The sequence below is a fragment of the Methylobacterium sp. A49B genome, assembly GCF_053346215.1.
This window is the reverse complement of sequence record NZ_JBKFBO010000095.1, coordinates 86,972-106,591: the sequence shown is the minus strand read 5'-3', so window position 1 is coordinate 106,591 and position 19,620 is coordinate 86,972. Positions and strand designations below refer to the sequence as shown.

Genomic DNA, 19,620 nt, shown 5'->3' with positions numbered 1-19,620 from the left:
GTCTCCGGGGCGTCAGGATCGTTCGGCGGCGAGGAGACGCGTCAGGCTCGCCTCCATGGCCGCTGCCACCGCGCCGATGGACAGGCGCTCGCGGATGCGCGCCCGGGCCGCGGCACCGATCCGGGCCGCATCGCCGCCCGTCACCGCCCGGGCCGCGTCCTTCAGGGCACGGGCCAGGTCGTCCTCGTCCACCTGCCCCCATTCGGCGCCGCGCAGGTACGGGCCGTAGGTCCGGTCGAGGGCGGTGACCTCGGCCTTCACGGGGAAGCCGCAGGTCGCGTCGAGGAAATCGCGGCAGCCGCCGTAATCGGTGGCGACCACGACCTTACCCATCTCCATCGCCTCGGCGATCGTCAGGCCGAAGCCTTCCGACGAGTGCGACGAGGCGTAGACCGCGCAGAGGTCGAAGAGGGCGCCGAGCTCGTTCTGCGAGAGCGGCTGGTCGATCACCACCACGTCGCCCGACGTGCCCACGAGGTCGAGGAGTTTCTTGCCCTCCTCGGGCAGGTCGAAGACGTGCTTGGTCTTGAGCACGAGCTGCCAGCCGGACTGCCCCAGGCCGGCGGTTCGGAACGCCCGGATCAGCGCGTGCGGGTTCTTGCGGGCGAGATAGCTCGAACCGTCGAAGGCGTAGAGGATCACCCGCCTGGACGGGTCGATCGCGAAGGCCTTGCGCAGGTTGGCCTTCGCGGCGGCGCTCACGGGTTCGCCCACCTCGTTCTCGACCACGTAGGGCACGACGTCGACCGGGATGTCGGTGATCTGCCGGAAGATCGCCGCACAGAACTCGGTGGGCGCCCAGATCGCGTCGAGGCCGTCGACGGTGGGGAGCCAGCCGCCGGGCACGTGGGACGTCTCCCAGACGAACAGCCCGATCTTCAACCGGGCCTGCGCGGCGATGGCCTGCTGATGCTCGCTCATCAGCGAGTGCCAGCTGTCGCCGTTGAAATGCACCAGGGCGACGTCCGCCGGGCCCGAGAAGGTCCGGGCCTGCCAGGACGGCGCCACCCGGGCGTGGACGTGGAACGGACGCTCCATCGGGTGGATGTTCAGCGCGACGGGTGCCCGGTGGAGGGCGCGGGCGTAGCTGCGGGCGGCGACGCCGAGGCCGTTGGCGTAGTTCATCGGCGAGACGTAGGCGACGCGCAGCGGCCGCTCCGGCGCCTGCGGAGCGCGCAGGTCCGCCCAGATCCTGTCGCCCGGATACGTGTAGGTCACGTCGAGGCGGGACATGTCGAAGCCGCGCTCGGCGATCGCCTCGCGCACCGCCTCCCCGCCGATCGCGGCATGCTCGCCGAGCAGGGAGCGCTTCACGAACGGGAAGCCCTGGCTGAGCATGTTCTCCCAGTCGAACAGGGTGCGGTTGTTGCGCGGGTCGTTGACCAGCGACATGTGCTTGTTCTGCGCCGAGAACAGGCTGCGCATCCCGAGGCCGGCCGCCCGCATCCGTCCCGAGAATGTCAGTTCGTACTCGGTGATCACCGCATTCTTGTCCGGCCAGTTCGCCACCGACTGGAGGAACCCGCTGAAGGCGTAGGACGACAGGCACCGCCGCTTCAGGGCCAGGAAGAAGCTCTGCAGATGGTGACTGTAGTAGAAGTTGTCGGCGAGCCCGATCACCGCCTCGGGAAACGCGTCGATCTTGGCGAGCAGGCCGGAAAAGTCGTCGCGGTCGAGGGGACCGACGAGGCTGTCGTTGGCGAGGTAGAGCGTCTCGGAATCGAGGAGGTCGGTGTCCTCCAGGAGGACATGCGCCCAGGCGGCGAAGTCGAAGCCGCTGTTCTCGCGCAGGTAGACGGACGCGCAGAGATCCAGGATCGCCTGCGGCACCGCGTTCTTGTGCTGGTCGGCCGCGATGATGAGGACGATGTCGGCCCCGTTCTCCGCAAACGCCCTCAGGTAGGGCTCGACATGGCCGCGGATCCGGCCCTCGGGACAGTGGGTGATGAACAGGGCCGTGCGGCCGTGCCGGCGGGCCGTCCGCTTCAGGCAGGAGAGGCGGGCGTCGGAGGCTTCCGGCACCGCGGCACCGGGGACGCGGCGGGTCAGGCGGCCCGCCTCCAGGCCGGCGGTGACGTAGTCGACCAGCGGGTTGAGGCCCAGCGCGGCGACCTTGGGGTAGCGGGCGAGATGCCAGGGCGCGTCGAAGCGCGGCGACGGGCTGGTGGCGCGCCCGCCATCCGCCAGGAAGTGCGCCAGCGGGTTCGGCGCGACCGCCGCGTCGTCGGCGAGATACGTCTTGGTGTACCAGCGGGTGTCGAACCACGGCCCCGGATCGAGGCCCTCTTCGGCGCCGTGCTCCAGGTAGTGAACGAGCGGGTTGAGGCTGTCGGCCCGGACCGCGGCGGATTGCGCGGCGTACCAGTCGGGGTCGAACAGCGGATGGGGTGCGTAGCGGCGGTAGCCGCCGGCCATCACGTAGTGCTCCAGCGGCTCGAGCCCGCTGGTCTCGGCCTCCGGGCAGCGGCTCCGGTAGAACGCGGCGTCGAACAGGCCCGACCGGCGGATGAGGTCGACGTGGCGCGACAGGCCGGCGAACTCCTCCGGGTTGCGCAGATAGCCCTGCTTCCGGCCGGTCTCGTAGAAGTGACTGAGGGCGTTGACGCCGGCCGCGCGGGCATCCGGGTAGCGGGACAGGTACCAGGCCGTGTCGAAGAGTGCCGACGGGTCGGTGTCGGCCTGGGCCAGGAAATGGAAGAACGCCCGGTCCCGGTGCTCCGCGCCGCCGAGATAGCGCGCCGCGTACCAGTCCGGATCGAACAGCGGGTTCGGGCGGACCCCCGCGGCGGCACCGCGGTCGACATAGTGGAGCAGCGGGTTGATGCCCTCGGCGCGCAGCCCGGGCACGGAATCGAGGTAGAGGTCGCCGTGGAACAGAGGATGCGGCCAGCGCCCCTCGCGACCGCCATGGACCGCGTAGTGGAGGGCCGGATCGAGGCCCTCCCCGACCACGTCGGGATAGCGCCGCGCGTACCAGGCCGGATCGAACAGGCCCGATTCCTTGACCGCCCGGATGAGATCGGCCTGCCGCGGCTCCGTGCGACGGCGGCGCTTGAGCCGCCGGGTCAGCGGGCGCGCGAGGGATTGCGCCGCCCCGGCGAGACCGGCTTTGTCCGACGATCCGGCGACGAACACATCTCGAAGGCGCATGGCTTGGTCCGGATACGCGGGAAGCCCGCAAAGCTGCCCACGCCGCGATCCGCGAGAGACATCAGGGGGTTCGGCCGGCCGACGGGTCGCGGGTGGAACCGTCCCGGCTTGGGCGCCTTCCTAATGGTCCGGGTCGCCGACGCCAAGAGCCGGGCCGCACCGGCGGAGGAATGAGGCGGCGCAGCGATGCTCGGCGGCGCCCGGTTGATCCGCCGTCGCGAAATCTGCGGACCGCCTGTCCGACGGCCGTCCCGTTCGTCTACGAGGCGCGGTGGCGAGCGCCCGGACGGCGGGCGGCCCGGTCCATCCCCGGGGAGCTCCAGGGTGCAGATCGGGCGCGACGCCCCGGTCCCGCCGGTACCACGGGCGCGGACCACGACACAGTTTCACCTGCCGTAAGCTATGGAGACGACCCTCATGAGTGAACGCATCATCCTCCGCGCCGGCGAGGCGCTCGTGGCGGGCGGCCCGCCCAACACGGCCTCCGAGCCCGAGGTCATCATCGGCGAGCTCGACGGGCCGGTCGGGACGGCGCTGGCGACGCTCACGGGCGACCAGGTGGTCGGCCACAGCCGCGTCTTCGCCCTGCTCAACACCGACATCATGGTCCGCCCGGTCACGCTGTGCGTGTCGAAGGTCAGCGTGACCGAGAGCAAGTACACGTCGATCCTGATGGGTACGGTGCAGTTCGCCATCGCCAACGGCGTGCTCGACGCCGTGCGGGCGGGCTACATCCCGAAGGAGAAGGCCAACGACCTCGGCATCATCTGCTCGGTCTGGCTGAGCCCCGGCGTGATCCAGGCCGAGACGGTCGACCACAAGGCGCTCTTCGAGATCCAGCGGAAGGGCATGACCGAGGCGATCCGCAAGGCCATGACCAACGAGCCCTCGATCGACTGGCTCCTGGAGAACCAGGACAAGATCGTACACAAGTATTACACGATGGGTCTCGAAGGTAAGATCTGATCCGGATTGCCCGGACCGACCCCTGATCCTGTCGCAAGGCGCGACGCGCGCTTGCGGCCCCGGTGCGCACCTCCGCGCCCATTTGGGAGCGGGGCGGGATTGGGGGTCGGACGGCTTTCAGTCGAAGCCCGTGAACGACGTGATGGCTCCGTCATCACGAGCGAAGCGAAGTGACCCAGGGAAGCGCGATATCAGCCTTCGTCGCACCGTCTGGATTGCTTCGCTCCGCTCGCAAGAACGTTGATCCGTTTTTGGGGATCCGAGCGGGCCGGCACACGGACCGTTCAGGACCGCAGATCGGCGTGCGGCGATCCCGACCTTGCCAGCCACGTGTCATAAGCCCCACACTCCGGGGATGACCGACGGGGTCTCCAACCCCGGGCAGGAGATGGACATCGGCATGACGCAGGGGATCAACCCGGCCACGACCCTCGATGACGGCATCGTGGCGACCGCGGAGAGCTGCCTCGCCGCCGTCGGCGGCGCGCGCGAGGCGATCCACGGGGTGATCTTCGGGCAGGAGAAGGTCGTCGATCTCGCCCTCGTGACCATCCTGTCGGGCGGCCACGGCCTGCTGGTCGGCCTTCCAGGCCTCGCCAAGACCAAGCTGGTGGAGACGCTGGGCACGGTGCTGGGCCTCGACGCGCGCCGCGTGCAGTTCACCCCGGACCTGATGCCCTCCGACATCCTCGGCACCGAGATCCTGGAGGAGGATGCCGAGCGCCGCCGGGCCTTCCGGTTCGTGCAGGGACCGGTCTTCACCCAGCTCCTGATGGCCGACGAGATCAACCGCGCGAGCCCGCGCACGCAGTCGGCCCTGCTCCAGGCGATGCAGGAGGGCCACGTCTCGGTGGCCGGCGCCCGCCACGACCTGCCGCGCCCGTTCCACGTGCTGGCGACCCAGAACCCGATCGAGCAGGAGGGCACCTATCCCCTGCCCGAGGCCCAGCTCGACCGCTTCCTCCTGGAAATCGACGTCGGCTATCCCGACCGCGCCGCCGAGCGCCGGATCCTGATCGAGACCACAGGCGTCGAGGAGGCGCGGCCGCGCGCGGTGATGACCACCGAGCAGCTGCTCACCGCCCAGCGCCTCGTGCGCCGGCTGCCGGTGGGCGAGGCCGTGGTCGAGGCGATCCTCGACCTCGTGCGCGCCGCCCGGCCCGACGGCGGCGACGCGATCGTGAAGGACAAGCTCCTCTGGGGTCCCGGCCCCCGCGCCAGCCAGGCGCTGACGCTCGCCGCCCGCGCCCGGGCGCTGATCGAGGGCCGGGTCGCGCCCTCCGTGGCCGACGTGAAGGCGCTGGCCGAGCCGGTACTCAAGCACCGCATGGCGCTGAGCTATACCGCCCGCGCCGACGGCGAGACCATCGAGGGCCTGATCGCCAAGCTCGCGGAGAAGATCTGACTTTGGTTGGAACCCACGCCCTCGACTCGGGCAGGCGCACCCCCGGCCGGCGCGAGAGCGAGGGCGCGACCGCCCTCTCCGACAAGATGCCCCGCCTCGTCCTGGAGGCGCGGCGCGTGTCGAGCCTGCTGGCCCACGGCCTCCACGGCCGGCGTCGGGCCGGGCCGGGCGAGAGTTTCTGGCAGTTCCGCCCCTTCGTCACCGGCGAGGCCGCGGCGCGCGTGGACTGGCGCCGCTCGGCCCGGGACGACCGGCTCTACGTGCGCGAGCGTGAATGGGAGGCGGCCCACAACATCTGGCTCTGGATCGACCGCTCGGCCTCCATGGGCTTCTCATCGGATCTGGCCTCGGCGCCCAAGATCGAGCGCGCGCTGATCCTCGGGCTCGCCCTGGCCGATGCCTTCGTGGAGGGCGGCGAGCGGGTCGGCCTGCTCGGCCTCACCCGCGCGACGGCCTCCCGCGGCATCGTCGAGCGGCTCGCGCAGGCCCTCGTCGCCGACAAGGCGGGCCTCGCGCAGGATCTGCCGCCGCGGGCGAGCCCGGCCCGGTTCGACGAGGTGGTGCTGATCGGCGATTTCCTCGCCGAGCCGGACCGGATCGCCGCCTCCGTGCAGAGCCTCGCCGGCCGCGGCAGCCGCGGCCACCTGCTGATGATCGTCGATCCGATCGAGGAGACCTTCCCGTTCACCGGGCAGGCCGTGCTGCACGATCTCGAAGGCAACCTCAGTCTCGACATCGGCGACGCCGATGCCTGGGGCGCCCGCTACCGCGCCCGGATCGCCGAGCACCGCGGCGCGCTGGCGTCCATCGCCCGCGGCCAGGGCTGGACGCTCACGATCCACCGCACGGACCGGCCGGCGAGCGAGGCGGCCCTGCGGCTCGCCACGCTGATCGCCGCCCGCGGCACGGAGTGAGGCCGCCATGCTGGGTCTGACCTTCGCCGCGCCGCTGGCGCTCGCCGCCCTGATCGGCCTGCCGGCCCTGTGGCTCCTGCTGCGGGTGACCCCGCCGCGCCCGCGGCGGATCAACTTCCCGCCGCTCAAACTCGTGGCCGACCTGATCCCGCAGCGGCAGACACCCGCGCGCACGCCGCCCTGGCTGCTGATCCTGCGGCTGCTGATCGCCGCCGCCCTGATCCTGGCCGTGGCGGGTCCCGTGTGGAACGCCGGGGGCGTCGGGGCCGGCGGCGGGCGCAGCGCTCTCCTCGTGCTGCTCGACAACGGCTTCCCGGCCGCCCACGACTGGCGCGACCGGGTGCGGGTCGCCACCGACGCCGTCGAGGGTGCGGCCCGCGACGGCCGGCCGGTAGCGGTGATCGGTCTTGCCGACACCCCCGCGGCCTTCGAGGCGAAGACGCCCGCCGCCGCCCTGGAGCGCCTGCGCGCCATCGCGCCGCGCCCGATCCTGCCGGCGCGCGACGCCCATCTCGGGTCGATCGAGACCTTCCTCGACAAGAACCGGGGTGCCGGCCTCGTCTGGATCAGCGACGGGGTCGCCGGCGCCAACGACGATCGCTTCGCGAAGGGCCTCGCCGACCTCGTCGGCGACAAGGGCGCCGCGCTCACGGTGCTGCGCGCCGAGAGCCCGCCCGCGCTGGCCCTCACCGCCACCGAGAATGCCGGCAAGCTCGTCACCCATGCCCTGCGGGCGGCTCCGAACGGGCGCAACGTCGGCGTCATCCGGGCGCTCGACCAGAAGGGCCTGCCGCTGGCCGAGCGCGACTTCGCCTTCGCGGCGGACGCCACGGAGGCGGACGCGACCTTCGAGATGCCCGTGGAATTGCGCAACAGCATCAGCCGCCTGGAGATCGCGGGCGAGCGCTCGGCCGGCGCCGTGGTGCTGCAGGACGAGCGCGGCAAGCGGCGCCGGGTCGGCCTCGTCTTCGGCGGCACCCTCGATCAGGCCCAGCCGCTGCTGGCGCCGACCTACTACCTGTCGCGGGCGCTCCAGCCCTTCGCGGACGTGCAGGAGGCAAGGGGCGCCAAGGGCACGGCGGAGTCGATCAACCAGCTCCTCGACAATCAGGTCTCGGTCCTCGTGCTCGCCGATGTCGGCGCGCTGGACGAGAAGACCACCGCCCGGATCGAGGCCTTCGTGAAGGAGGGCGGGATGCTGCTGCGCTTCGCCGGGCCCCGTCTCGCCGCCGGAAATGATCCGCTGGTGCCGGTCCGCCTGCGGCGGGGCGGCCGGACGCTCGGCGGCACGCTCTCCTGGGACAGCCCGAAGACGCTGGCGCCGTTCCCGCCCGAGAGCCCGTTCGCGGGGCTGAAGCCCCCGGCCGATATCGGCGTCCGCCGCCAGATCCTGGCCGAACCGGACGGCGACCTGCCGAACCGGACCTGGGCGTCGCTGCAGGACGGCACCCCAATCGTCACCGCGCAGAAGCGCGGCCAGGGCACGATCGTGCTGTTCCACGTCACTGCCGACACGACGTGGTCGAACCTGCCGCTCTCCGGGTTGTTCATCGACATGCTCCGGCGCGTCGTGGCGCTGGCCGGCGCCTCGGCCCCGGTGCAGGGCGAGACGCCGCGAGCCGCCGCCCCGGTGCTCGCCCCGCGGGTGACCCTGGACGGGTTCGGGGCGCTCGGCTCGCCCCCGGCCTCGGCCACCGCGGTGGCGGCCGACTACGCCGACCGGGCCAACTCGGACCATCCGCCGGGCTTCTACGGCCCGCCGGACGGAGGCATCAGCGTGAATGCCCTGAAATCGGACGACCGGTTGAAGCCCCTCGACGCCGCGGCGCTCGACGGCGCCCGGTTCGGCTCGCTCGCCGGCGCCGAGACCGTGGACCTGCGCCCGAGCCTGTTCACCCTGGCGCTGCTTCTGCTCGCCCTCGACACCCTGGCGGGCCTGTGGCTCGGCGGCTTCCTGCGCCGCGGCGGGCTCGTGGGCCGCCTGCGCGGGCGCCCGGCGGCCCTGGCACTCGCGGGCTTGATCCTGTTCGCCAGCCTGCCTGCGTCACCGCTTCGCGCCGAGGAGCCTCCAGCCAACCGGCCGAACGGCATCGAATCGGCGCTGGTCACGCGCCTCGCCTACGTGATCACGGGCGATGCCGCCATCGACGAGGCAAGCCGCACCGGCCTGACCGGCCTGACTCAGATGCTGTCGTCGCGCACCGCCCTGGAGCCCGGCGAGCCCGCCGGCATCGATCCGGCCAAGGACGAATTGGCCTTCTACCCGCTGATCTACTGGCCGATCGCACCCGCGCGGCCGCAGCCCTCCGAGACCGCGATCCGCAAGATCGACGCGTTCATGCGCAACGGCGGCACCGTCCTGTTCGATACCCGTGACGCCCTCACCGCTCGACCCGGCGGGCCGCCTTCGCCGGAGGCCGCCTACCTGCGCACGATGCTGGCGACCCTGGAGGTGCCGGAGCTGGAGCCGGTGCCCCTGGACCACGTGCTGACCAAGGCGTTCTACCTCGTGGACAGCTTCCCCGGCCGCTACGCCACCGGCCAGACCTGGGTCGAGGCGCTGCCGCCGGCCGCCGAGGGCGCCGAGCGCCGACCGGCCCGGGCCGGCGACGGCGTCAGCCCGATCATCATCACCGGCAACGACCTCGCCGCCGCCTGGGCGGTGGGCCGCCGTGGCGAGCCGCTCTACCCGGTGGTGGGCGGCGACCAGCGCCAGCGCGAGATGGCATTCCGCGGCGGCGTCAACATCGTGATGTACACGCTGACCGGCAACTACAAGGCGGATCAGGTGCACGTGCCCGCGCTGCTGGAGCGGCTGGGGCAGTGATTTTTTTGAACGCCACGACACGCGCCGCCGCTCCCCCTCCCCCCTCTGCGGGGGAGGGTACCCTGCGGAGCAGGGGGGGAGAGGGGTGCGACGGTGCCGGACTGAGCGAAGGCCTTCTTGACGGTCGCGTCATGTCCGGAAGCCAGGCTCCCCTCTCCCGACCCGGCCTGACGGCCGGCCCACCCTCCCCCGCAGAGGGGGGAGGGAGACGCCGCATCACGGATCCGGAGCGCTCCGCCCCATGCTGAGCCTCAGCTTCACCCCCCTCCTCCCCTGGCCGGCCATCGCCGTCCTCGGCGTGATCGTCGCGGTCCTGGCGGTGTTCGCCGTGCTGGCCCGGGGCCGGACCGCACTCCTGCGCGTCCTCGTCCTTGCGCTCGTTCTGGCGGCGCTGACCAACCCGGCCCTCGTGCGCGAGGATCGCGAGCCCGTGAAGGATGTGGCGGCCATCGTGGTCGACCGGTCCGGCTCCCAGCAGCTCGGCGACCGGCCTCAGATGACCGACGCGGTCCGCGCCGAGTTGCAGCGTCGCTTCGGGGCGCTGACCAACATCGAGCCGCGCTTCATCGACGTTCCCGACGCCAAGGACGGCGACGACGGCACCAAGCTTTTCACCGCGCTGGGCCAGGCGCTGGCCGACGTGCCGCCGGAGCGCCTCGCCGGCATCGTGATGCTCACCGATGGCGTGGTCCACGACATCCCGGCCTCGCTCGCCCAGCTCGGCATCAAGGCGCCGCTGCACGTCCTCGTCACCGGCCATCCGGACGAGCGCGACCGGCAGATCAAGCTGCTGGAGGCACCCCGCTTCGGCATCGTCGGCAAGGACCTGACGATCCGCGCCGAGGTGATGGAGCGCGGCGGCACCGGCCACGCGGTCGTCACGATCCGCCGCGACGGCGAGGAGATCGGCCGGCGGGACGTGGCCACCGACAAGCCGTTCTCGCTGACCACCCGGATCGAGCACGGCGGCCCGAACGTCGTCGAGATCGAGGTCGAGCCGCTGCCGGGCGAGCTCACCACGGTCAACAATCGCGCGGTCCTGCCGATCGAGGGCATCCGCGAGAAGCTGCGGGTCCTGCTGGTCTCGGGCGAGCCGCACCAGGGCGAGCGGACGTGGCGCAACCTGCTGAAGTCCGACGCCAACGTCGACCTCGTCCACTTCACCATCCTGCGCCCGCCGGAGAAGCAGGACGGCACGCCGATCTCCGAACTCTCCCTGATCGCGTTCCCGACGCGCGAGCTGTTCGTCCAGAAGATCAAGGACTTCGACCTGATCATCTTCGACCGCTACGCCAACCAGAGCGTGCTGCCGCAGGCCTATTTCGACAACATCGTCCGCTACGTCCGCGAGGGCGGCGCCCTGCTGATCGCGGCCGGCCCCGAATTCGCCGGCCCGGCGAGCCTCGCCCGCACCCGGCTCGCCGGCATCCTGCCGGGCGATCCCGACGGACGGGTGGTCGAGAAGCCCTACAAGGCGACGCCGACCCAGACCGGGCAGCGCCACCCGGTCACGCGCGCCCTGCCGGGATCGGACGCGAACCCGCCCGCCTGGGGCGACTGGCTGCGGATCGTCGAGGCGCGCACCCGCGCCGGGATCCAGCCGATCCTGTCGGGCGCCGAGGGGCTGCCGCTGCTGGCGCTCTCGCGCGAGGACAAGGGCCGCGTCGCCCTGCTCCTGTCGGACCACGCCTGGCTCTGGGCGCGGGGCTACCAGGAGGGCGGCCCCTATCTCGACCTGCTGCGCCGCCTCGGCCACTGGCTGATGAAGGAGCCGGCCCTGGAGGAAGAGGCCCTGCGCGCCCAGACCACCGGCCGCGGCCGGGAGGTCCGGGTCGAGCGCCAGACCATGGCGGATCAGGCCGATCCCGTCACCGTCACCGGTCCCACCGGCAAGGTGACGACGCTGACGCTGAAGCCCAGTGAGCCCGGCCTGTTCACCGCCACCTTCGACGCCGAGACGCTGGGGCTTCACACCCTGCGCTCGGGAAACCTCGTGGCCTTCGTCAGCGTCGGCCCGGCCAATCCCCGCGAACTCGCCGACGTGTTCAGCGATACCGGGCACCTGAAGGCGGTGGCCGAGGCCTCGGGCGGCTCGGTCCGGCGGGTCGCCGAGACCGGCGGCGCCGTTCAGGTACCGCGCCTCGCCACGGTGCGCAGCGGGCGCCTCGCGGGCGGCGACTGGATCGGCTTCCGGCCGAGCGACAGCGCCAACATCCGCGGCGTCGAGGTCTACCCGCTGGCGCTGGGCCTCGCGGCACTCGCCGCCCTCGCCGCCGCCGTGCTGGCCATGTGGCTGGTGGAGGGCCGCCGGGGCCGGGCTGCGTGAGGGGTTTTTTCGAACGGTGTCCCCCTCACCTCTCGGCGGGGGAGGGAAGACCTGCGCCTCGGCACGCCGTGCGCCTGCGCGCTCGACGGCTTGGGCTTCCCCGGCCTATGAGCCTCGATGCCCATCCGCGCCCGGCGCGGCCCAAACCAACGGAGACAGCCTGCCCGTGACAGCGCAGACCGTGACCGGACGCCTCCTCGCCGCGACGCTCCTCGTCGCCTGCCTCCAGCTCGCCCCGGCCCGCGCGCAGGAACCGTCCGCGATGCCGTCGACGCCGCCGACGCTGCCAGCCGCCAACGGCCAGTGGACGCACGCGATCACGCTGATGGGCCAGCCGAAATATGGTCCCGACTTCAAGCACTTCGACTACGCCGATCCGGCCGCGCCCAAGGGCGGTGTCGTGCGCCTGGGTGCGCAAGGCGGGTTCGACAACTTCAACATCGTCGTGGCCGGCCTGAAGGGTGATCTCGAAGGCGGCGTCCAGCAGATCTACGACTCGCTGATGACCGAGTCTTCGGACGAGCCGTTCACCTCCTACGGCCTGCTCGCAGAGGCGGTGCGGATCGCCCCCGACCTCGGCTCGGTCTCGTACCGGCTGCGCGAGAACGCTCGCTGGCATGACGGCAAGCCGATCACCCCAGAGGACGTGGTCTGGTCCTTCGACGTGCTGAAGGCCAACAGTCCGTTCTACGCCGCCTACTATCACACCGTCGCCAAGGCCGAGGCGACCGGGCCGCGCGAGGTGACCTTCACCTTCACGGAGACCGGCAACCGCGAGTTGCCGCAGGTGATCGGGCAGCTCCGCATCCTGCCGAAGCATTGGTGGACCGCCAAGGACGCCAACGGCAAGCAGCGCAGCGTCACCGAGACGACCCTGGAGCCGCCGCTGGGCTCCGGTCCCTATCGGCTGGCGAAGTTCGAGCCCGGCCGCACCGCGACCTACACCCGGGTGCCGGATTACTGGGGCAAGGACCTGCCGGTGAATGCCGGCCGCTACAACTTCGACACCGAGCGCTACGAGTATTTCCGCGACGGCACCGTCCTGGTCGAGGCGCTGAAGGGCGACCTCTACGACTTCCGCGTCGAGAACATCGCCCGCAACTGGGCCACGGCCTACGACGATTTCCCGGCCGTGAAGGAGGGGCGCCTCATCAAGGAGGCCTTCCCCGACCGCGGCATGGGCATCATGCAGGCCTTCGCGTTCAACACCCGCAAGGACAAGTTCAAGGATCCGCGGGTGCGCCGGGCCTTCAACCTCGCGATGAACTACGAGGAGATGAACAAGGCCCTGTTCTACGGCCTCTACAACCGGATCAACTCCTACTTCTTCGGCTCGGAGCTGGCGTCCTCGGGGCTGCCGGAGGGCGACGAGAAGGCGATCCTCGAGAGCGTCAAGGACAAGGTCCCGCCCTCCGTGTTCACCACGCCCTACGCGAACCCTGTCAACGACAACCCCGAGGCCGTGCGCAAGAACCTGCGCGAGGCGGTCGGCCTGCTGCGCGAGGCCGGCTACGAGCTGCGCGGCGGCAAGATGGTCAACAAGGCGACGGCTGAGCCGCTCATCGTCGAGTTCCTGGAGTTCCAGAACACCTTCGAGCGCGTGATCCTGCCGTTCTCCGCGCAGCTCAAGCTCATCGGCATCGACGCCACCCTGCGGGTGATCGACCAGGCGCAGTACCAGAACCGCATCCGCAACTTCGATTTCGACGTCACGACGACGTCGTGGGGCGAGTCCCTCTCGCCAGGCAACGAGCAGCGCGAGTACTGGGGGTCGGCGGCGGCCGACAAGCCCGGCTCGCGCAACCTCATCGGCATCAAGGATCCCGGCATCGACGCGCTGGTCGAAAAGGTGATTTTCGCCAAGGACCGCCCCGGCGTGATCGCCGCGACGCGGGCGCTCGACCGGGTGCTGCTGGCCCACGACTACGTCGTCCCGCAATGGTCCTCGAACCAGCAGCGGACCCTGCGCTGGAACCGGTTCGGCCACCCCTCCATCCTGCCGCTCTACGCCAGTTCCGGCTTCCCGACGACGTGGTGGTACGACGAGAAGTTCGCCGCCAAGACCGGGGCACCCCGTTGACGGGCCGCCTCTGGACGCCGACCCGACGGGGGGTTGTCCTCGGCGCCGCCGCCCTGGCGACGGTCCGGCCGGGATGGGCGGATGAGGGGGAGCGTCACGGGCTGTCGAGTTTCGGCGAGCTGAAATATCCGCCCGGCTTCGAGCGCTTCGACTACGTGAATCCGATGGCGCCCCGCGGCGGGCGCTTCTCGGCGCAGCTTTCCGGCACGATCGGCAATCAGGCGTTCAACACCTTCAACACGCTCAACATCTACGTGCTGCGCGGCGAGGGGGCCGCGGGCCTGAACCTGACCTTCGACAGCCTGATGGTCCGCGCCCTCGACGAGCCGGACGCGCTCTACGGGCTGGTGGCGCGGTCGGTCACGGTGAGCCCGGACGGTCTCACCTACACCTTCGCCCTGCGTCCGCAGGCGCGGTTCCACGACGGCTCGCGGCTCACCGCGCGGGACGCGGCCTTCAGCCTCAAGCTCCTGCGCGAGAAGGGACACCCGGAGATCGCCGAGGTGATCCGTGCCATGACCGACGCCCGCGCCGAGGGCGACGAGCGGCTGGTCGTCACCTTCGAAGCCGGCCGCGCCCGGGACCTGCCGCTGTTCGTGGCGCAACTGCCAATCTTCTCGGCGACCTATTACGGCGGCCGCGACTTCGAGGCCTCGACCCTGGAGGCGCCGCTGGGCTCCGGTCCCTACCGGGTCGGCACGGTCGATCCCGGCCGCTCCATCGGTCTGGAGCGCGTGCCGGATTACTGGGCGGCCGACCTGCCGGTGAACGTCGGCCAGAACAACTTCGACACGATCCGCTACGAGTACTTCCGCGACCGGACCGTGGCGTTCGAGGCGTTCAAGAGCGGCGCCTTCACGTTCAGAGAAGAGTTCACCGCCCGGGTCTGGGCCACCGGCTACGACTTCCCGGCCCTGGCCGAGGGGCGCGTCGTCCGCGAGATGGTGCCGGACGCACGTCCGAGCGGCACGCAGGGCTGGTGGATCAACACCCGCCGGGAGGCCTTCCGCGATCCCCGGGTGCGCGAGGCGATCGGCTTGTGCTTCGACTTCGAGTGGTCGAACCGGAACCTGATGTACGGCGCCTACACGCGCACGGCCTCGTTCTTCGAGAACTCGGACCTCAAGGCCACGGGGAAGCCCTCCGCCGAGGAACTCGCCCTGCTTGAGCCGCTGAAGGATTTGCCCCCGGAGGTGTTCGGCGAGGCGTGGTCGCCGCCGGTCTCGGACGGGTCCGGCCAGGATCGGGCCCTGCTCAAGCGCGCCGACGCGCTGCTGCGCGAGGCGGGCTGCACCCGCCAGGGCGGCAACCTCGTGCTGCCGGGCGGGCAGCCGCTGAGCCTGGAGTTCCTCGACGAGGATCCGGTGTTCCAGGCGGTGACCCAGCCCTTCATCCGCAACCTGGGCCTGCTCGGGATCAAGGCGAGCCTGCGCACGGTCGATCCGTCCCAGTACCAATCCCGGCTCAAGGAGTTCGACTTCGACGTCACGCCGCGCCGCTACAGCAGCGGACTGACGCCGGGCGCGGAGCTGCGCGAGACCTACGGCGCGCGGGCGGCCGCCACCGCGGGGTCCAACAACCTGTCGGGGATCGCGAGCCCGGCCATCGACGCCCTGCTCACCGCCATCGCCGACGCGAAGTCGCGCGCCGATCTCACCACCGCCTGCCGGGCCCTCGACCGGGTGCTGCGGGCCGGACGCTACTGGGTGCCGATGTGGTACGCCTCGACCCATCGTCTCGCCCTCTGGGACGTCTACGGCCGCCCGGCGAACCCGCCGAAATACGACCTCGCCGCGCCGGCCACGTGGTGGTTCGACGCCGACAAGGCCAAGCGGATCGGGCGGGACTGACGCGATGCTCGCCTACATCCTGCGCCGCATCGGCCTGATGATCCCGACCCTGTTCGGGATCATGCTGATCACCTTCACCATCGTGCAGTTCGCCCCCGGCGGCCCGGTGGAGCGGGTGCTGTCGCAGCTTCAGGGCCAGCGCGACGGAGCCATGTCCCGCGTCACCGGCGGTTCCGGCGATCTCGGCGGGGCTAGCCGGCCCTCGGGCGGAGGCGGCGAGGCGAGTTCGCGCTATCGCGGCGCGCAAGGGCTGAGCCCGGAATTCATCGCCAAGCTGGAGAAGCAGTTCGGCTTCGACAAGCCGGCGCCGGAACGCTTCGCCAAGATGCTCTGGGACTACGTCCGGTTCGATTTCGGCCGCAGCTACTTCCGCGACGTCACCGTGATCCAGCTCATCAAGGAACGCCTGCCGGTCTCGATCTCGCTCGGCCTGTGGATGACGCTCCTGTCCTACGCGATCTCGATCCCGCTCGGCATCCGCAAGGCCGTGAAGGACGGCGAGCGCTTCGACCGCTGGACCTCCTTCGTGGTGATCATCGGCTACGCGATCCCGGGCTTCATGTTCGGGCTGATGCTGATCATCCTGTTCGCGGGCGGCTCGTTCTACCAGTGGTTCCCGCTCCGGGGCCTGACCAGCGAAGGCTGGGACGGGTTTTCGACTTGGCACAAGGTCACCGACTACGCGTGGCACATGGTGCTGCCGTTGACCGCCCTGGTGATCGGCGCCTTCGCGACCTCGACCCTGCTGACCAAGAACTCGTTCCTCGACGAGATCCGCAAGCAGTACGTGCTGACCGCGCGGATGAAGGGCCTGTCCCAGCGGCGGGTGCTCTACGGCCACGTCTTCCGCAACGCCATGCTGATCGTGATCGCGGGCTTCCCCGGGGCCTTCATCTCGGCCTTCTTCACCGGCTCTCTGCTGATCGAGACGATCTTCTCCCTCGACGGGCTCGGCGAGTTGTCGTTCCGGGCGATCGTCGGACGGGACTACCCGGTGGTGTTCGCGACCCTCTACATCTTCTCCCTGCTCGGGCTCGCGGTGAACCTGCTGTCGGATCTGATCTACGTCTGGATCGACCCGCGGATCGATTTCTCGGCGCGGGCGACCTGAGGCGCGATCTCAGGACAAGGGTAAGCCCGGATCCGGCAGTGCGACGGTCGAGGTCGCCTCGAGGATCTGATCCGGCCCGCCCTTCGGCGGCCAGAGTCCGGAGGCGTAGGCGTTCCCGCGCAGCGTCGCGCGCTCCTCCAGGCTGGAGAAGGCCCAGATGTGCGTGATCCGGGGCGGGCCGTCGAGGGCGTAGAGGTTGGTCACGAGGTGCGACGTGTAGGGACTGGCCGGCCCGATCGCCGCCTCCCAGGCAGCCAGTGTCGGAGGCAAGCCGCCGGGCTTCAGGCGATAGGTGCGAAACTCGTAGACACCGCCGCGGGCTCCGGTGCGCAGCGGCGGCAGAAACGGGAACGGCGCGTAACTGTCCATCGTCAGGGCCGTGAGGAGATCGCCCGCGTTGAACGGCGCGGCGCTCATCAGGGCGCGCCGCCGCTCCGACGTCATGCCCTCGGGCGTCTCGAAGCCGCGCAGGAGGAGCACCCGCCCGAGGGTCCCGATCTCGGTCCGCCAGCAGCCGAGCAGGGTCCCGGTCTCGGCCTCGGCGGCCCAGGCCCGCGCCCGCTCGCAGACCTGACCGACGGCGAGGAGCGGAGAGGACAGTGTCGTGAACTCGTAGAGCATGGCCCATCCGGTATGCGGTTGAACGAAGCGGCCGTCACCGTCTTCACGAGTGGCGCGAAGTGACCCAGGGCAGCGCGCCATCGGCAAGCCTGGCATCCCTGAATGGCTTCGCTCCACGCGCACGGAATATAGGGCCGTGGCCCTCGACCGGCGGCGGCATGACGCCTCCGCCGATCGCGCCATCCCCTTGAAGCTAGATCACTCCGGCTCCCGGGCCAGGATCACGCAGGCGCCTGCCCCGCGACAGCCGGACCCAGCACCCGCGTCACCGTCAGGCGCAGCGCCTGGGCGCTCCGGTAGCCCACCGCCTCCGCCACCGCCCGGGGCGAGCGTCCCTCCGCCGCCAGCGCCAGGGCGCGGATCACCCGGGCCCGAGCCCGCCAGTCGCCGAAGCTCAAGCCCGTCTCCGTGCGGAAGCCCCGGGTCAACGTGCGCCGGCTCGCTCCGGCGCGGTCGGCCCAGACATCGAGATCGGCCTCCGAGGCCGGATCCTCGATCAGCCCGAAACAGACCCGGCGCAGGCGCGGGTCGCGGGGCAGCGGCAGGGCGAGGGGCGTCGCGGGAGCGCGGCCGATCTCGTCGAGCACGAGGGCGGCGAGGTGGCCGCCGCGGCCATCCTGGTCGTACAACACCGGCTCCTCCGCCAGCGCGATCAGAGCCGCGGCGAGGAGGGACGAGACTGCGATCACCCGGCAACTCTCCGGGAAGTCCGCGACGGCGATCGGGTCGAGATAGGCCGAGCACATCGCCACCGCGCCGTGGGTCGCCACCGCGTGGGGCAGACGCGGCGGGATCCAGAGGGCGTGACCCTCGGGCACGACCCAGGTCCCGTCCTCGGCCGACGCCATCATCAGGCCGGCCGTGGCATAGAGGAGTTGCGCCCGCGGGTGAAAATGCCGGTCCAGCACCATCCCGGCCGCGTAGGATTTGGGCATCACCGCGACGGCGCGCGGCACGTCCTGATAGTCGGCTGCGTTCGTGGATCGCGCAGGGCGCGACGCCTCGGGCAGCGAGAATGGCCCGTTCGCATACATACTCGGCCCGACACCTCCATCGGGTCAGGCTATCAGGGAGTCATCCCGGAGGATATGCCGCGATGGAACCGGACACGCTGTCCCGCCGCACCCTGCGCTTCGTGAACGTCGCGCACGCCCTCGATCACTTCGTCCTGCTGATCTACCCGACCGCGGTCATCGCCATCGCGAGCCAGACCGGCCTCGGCTACGGCGAGCTGATCGGGCTGGCCACCGGCGCCTTCGTGGCCTTCGGCCTGTGCTCCCTGCCGATGGGGTCGCTGGCCGACCGGTTCGGGCGCCGCAACATGCTGGCGATCTTCTTCTTCGGCTACGGCCTGTCGTGCCTCGGCGTGGCGAGCGCCTCGACGCCCCTCGCCTTCGCCGTGTGGCTCTGCGTGCTCGGCCTCGCCTCGGCGATCTACCACCCGGTCGGCTCGGCCATGCTGGTGACCCACGCCCGCCGGCTCGGGCGCGACCTCGGCATCAACGGCGTCTGGGGCAATTTCGGCGCGGCCTCGGCCTCCGGCATCACGGCGCTGCTCGCCGCCACTGTGAGCTGGCGCGCGGCCTTCGTGGTGCCGGGCCTCGTCTGCCTCGCCTGCGGGGCCGCCTTCGTGGCGATGGTGCCGGGGGACGGCGAGGCCGCGGGCCGGAAGGCCGGCGGCGCGGCGGTGATCCCGGTGACCCGGCCCTGGGCCCTCATGGCGATGTTCGCCCTGTCGATCTTCGCCGGCGGCCTGACCTTCAACCTCACGACGATCAGCCTGCCCAAGGTGATCGACGAGGGTGTCGGCCACGCGCTGCCCCTGGCGCTCACCGGCTCGCTGGCCACCGGGGTGTTCCTGTTCGGCGCGCTTATGCAGCTCGCCATGGGCCGGCTGATCGACCGCTACAGCCTGCCGTCCCTGTTCGTGGCCCTCTCGGTTCTGCAGCCGCTTGGACTCGGGATCGCGGCGCTCTCGACCGGCGTGCCGCTCCTCCTCGGCCTGGTGCTGGCCATGACGGCGATCTACGGGCAGGTGGTCATCAACGACGCGATGATCGCCCGCTACGTGCCCCCTGCCTACCGGGCCCGGGCCTACAGCGTGCGCTACTTCGTGGGCTTCACGGCGAGCGGCTTCGTGGTGCCGGCGATCGCGCTGCTGCACGACCGCGGCGGCTTCGGGCTGGTGCTGGGCGTCGCCTCCGCCTGCGGCGCGGTGATCTGGCTGTCGGCGTTCGGCTTCCTGAAGCTGACGCAGGGTGGCGCGCGGCCGGGCCTCGCGGCGGCGGAGTAGAAGGGCCGTTTGCGAGCCGGGGCCGACGCTGCTACGCGGCGGCCATCCGACCCGCGCGCTTCCCGTAGCTCCACCGT

At 71.1% G+C, this 19,620-nt stretch carries 12 protein-coding genes; 9 read left to right on the top strand and 3 right to left on the bottom strand.

Features of this window, described 5'->3' with window-relative positions:
- Positions 1-12: 12 nt before the first annotated feature.
- Positions 13-3,150, bottom strand: a complete 3,138-nt coding sequence (locus ACLBX9_RS14160; RefSeq protein WP_447719362.1) for a rhamnan synthesis F family protein — start codon at positions 3,148-3,150, stop codon at positions 13-15.
- A 417-nt stretch (positions 3,151-3,567) separates the two neighbouring features.
- On the opposite strand from ACLBX9_RS14160, the gene ACLBX9_RS14155 reads away from it, so the two are divergent.
- From ACLBX9_RS14155 to ACLBX9_RS14120, 8 genes are all read left to right on the top strand, one after another.
- A complete protein-coding gene (locus ACLBX9_RS14155; protein WP_091718756.1) occupies positions 3,568-4,116 on the top strand; it encodes a formaldehyde-activating enzyme in 549 nt (182 codons plus the stop codon).
- A 400-nt stretch (positions 4,117-4,516) separates the two neighbouring features.
- Complete coding sequence (locus ACLBX9_RS14150; protein WP_447719370.1) at positions 4,517-5,521, top strand: AAA family ATPase; 1,005 nt, start codon at positions 4,517-4,519, stop codon at positions 5,519-5,521.
- 2 nt (positions 5,522-5,523) lie between these two features.
- Positions 5,524-6,435: a DUF58 domain-containing protein gene (locus tag ACLBX9_RS14145; RefSeq protein ID WP_158169075.1), complete on the top strand. Its 912-nt coding sequence runs from the start codon at positions 5,524-5,526 to the stop codon at positions 6,433-6,435.
- 7 nt (positions 6,436-6,442) lie between these two features.
- Positions 6,443-9,262, top strand: a complete 2,820-nt coding sequence (locus ACLBX9_RS14140; protein ID WP_447719361.1) for a DUF4159 domain-containing protein — start codon at positions 6,443-6,445, stop codon at positions 9,260-9,262.
- Positions 9,263-9,503: 241 nt separating this feature from the next.
- On the top strand, positions 9,504-11,588 hold the full coding sequence (locus ACLBX9_RS14135; protein WP_010687136.1) for a hypothetical protein: 2,085 nt from the start codon (positions 9,504-9,506) through the stop codon (positions 11,586-11,588).
- A 166-nt stretch (positions 11,589-11,754) separates the two neighbouring features.
- Positions 11,755-13,668, top strand: a complete 1,914-nt coding sequence (locus ACLBX9_RS14130; RefSeq protein WP_447719360.1) for an extracellular solute-binding protein — start codon at positions 11,755-11,757, stop codon at positions 13,666-13,668.
- Entirely contained in the window at positions 13,665-15,518 is a 1,854-nt protein-coding gene (locus ACLBX9_RS14125) for an extracellular solute-binding protein (RefSeq protein ID WP_447719359.1), read from the top strand. Before ACLBX9_RS14130 ends, ACLBX9_RS14125 begins: the two co-directional genes overlap by 4 nt.
- Before the next feature lie 4 nt (positions 15,519-15,522).
- Positions 15,523-16,629 (top strand): microcin C ABC transporter permease YejB, encoded by a 1,107-nt coding sequence (locus ACLBX9_RS14120; protein ID WP_447719358.1) that lies wholly within the window; start codon positions 15,523-15,525, stop codon positions 16,627-16,629.
- A gap of 9 nt (positions 16,630-16,638) precedes the next feature.
- Here the strand turns inward: ACLBX9_RS14120 and ACLBX9_RS14115 are convergent, their stop codons facing one another.
- On the bottom strand, positions 16,639-17,250 hold the full coding sequence (locus ACLBX9_RS14115) for an NIPSNAP family protein (protein WP_447719357.1): 612 nt from the start codon (positions 17,248-17,250) through the stop codon (positions 16,639-16,641).
- A gap of 221 nt (positions 17,251-17,471) precedes the next feature.
- Complete coding sequence (locus ACLBX9_RS14110) at positions 17,472-18,284, bottom strand: AraC family transcriptional regulator (protein ID WP_447719356.1); 813 nt, start codon at positions 18,282-18,284, stop codon at positions 17,472-17,474.
- A 62-nt stretch (positions 18,285-18,346) separates the two neighbouring features.
- Here ACLBX9_RS14110 and ACLBX9_RS14105 point away from each other — a divergent pair, with 62 nt between their 5' ends.
- Complete coding sequence (locus ACLBX9_RS14105) at positions 18,347-19,543, top strand: MFS transporter (RefSeq protein ID WP_447719355.1); 1,197 nt, start codon at positions 18,347-18,349, stop codon at positions 19,541-19,543.
- Positions 19,544-19,620 lie beyond the last annotated feature (77 nt).

Bases quoted from the DNA above. Each gene is read 5' to 3' on its own strand.
- ACLBX9_RS14160 (WP_447719362.1), bottom strand. From the start codon at position 3,150: ATGCGCCTTCGAGATGTGTTCGTCGCCGGATCGTCGGACAAAGCCGGT.
- ACLBX9_RS14155 (WP_091718756.1), top strand. From the start codon at position 3,568: ATGAGTGAACGCATCATCCTCCGCGCCGGCGAGGCGCTCGTGGCGGGC.
- ACLBX9_RS14150 (WP_447719370.1), top strand. From the start codon at position 4,517: ATGACGCAGGGGATCAACCCGGCCACGACCCTCGATGACGGCATCGTG.
- ACLBX9_RS14140 (WP_447719361.1), top strand. From the start codon at position 6,443: ATGCTGGGTCTGACCTTCGCCGCGCCGCTGGCGCTCGCCGCCCTGATC.
- ACLBX9_RS14135 (WP_010687136.1), top strand. From the start codon at position 9,504: ATGCTGAGCCTCAGCTTCACCCCCCTCCTCCCCTGGCCGGCCATCGCC.
- ACLBX9_RS14120 (WP_447719358.1), top strand. From the start codon at position 15,523: ATGCTCGCCTACATCCTGCGCCGCATCGGCCTGATGATCCCGACCCTG.
- ACLBX9_RS14115 (WP_447719357.1), bottom strand. From the start codon at position 17,250: ATGCTCTACGAGTTCACGACACTGTCCTCTCCGCTCCTCGCCGTCGGT.
- ACLBX9_RS14110 (WP_447719356.1), bottom strand. From the start codon at position 18,284: ATGTATGCGAACGGGCCATTCTCGCTGCCCGAGGCGTCGCGCCCTGCG.
- ACLBX9_RS14105 (WP_447719355.1), top strand. From the start codon at position 18,347: ATGGAACCGGACACGCTGTCCCGCCGCACCCTGCGCTTCGTGAACGTC.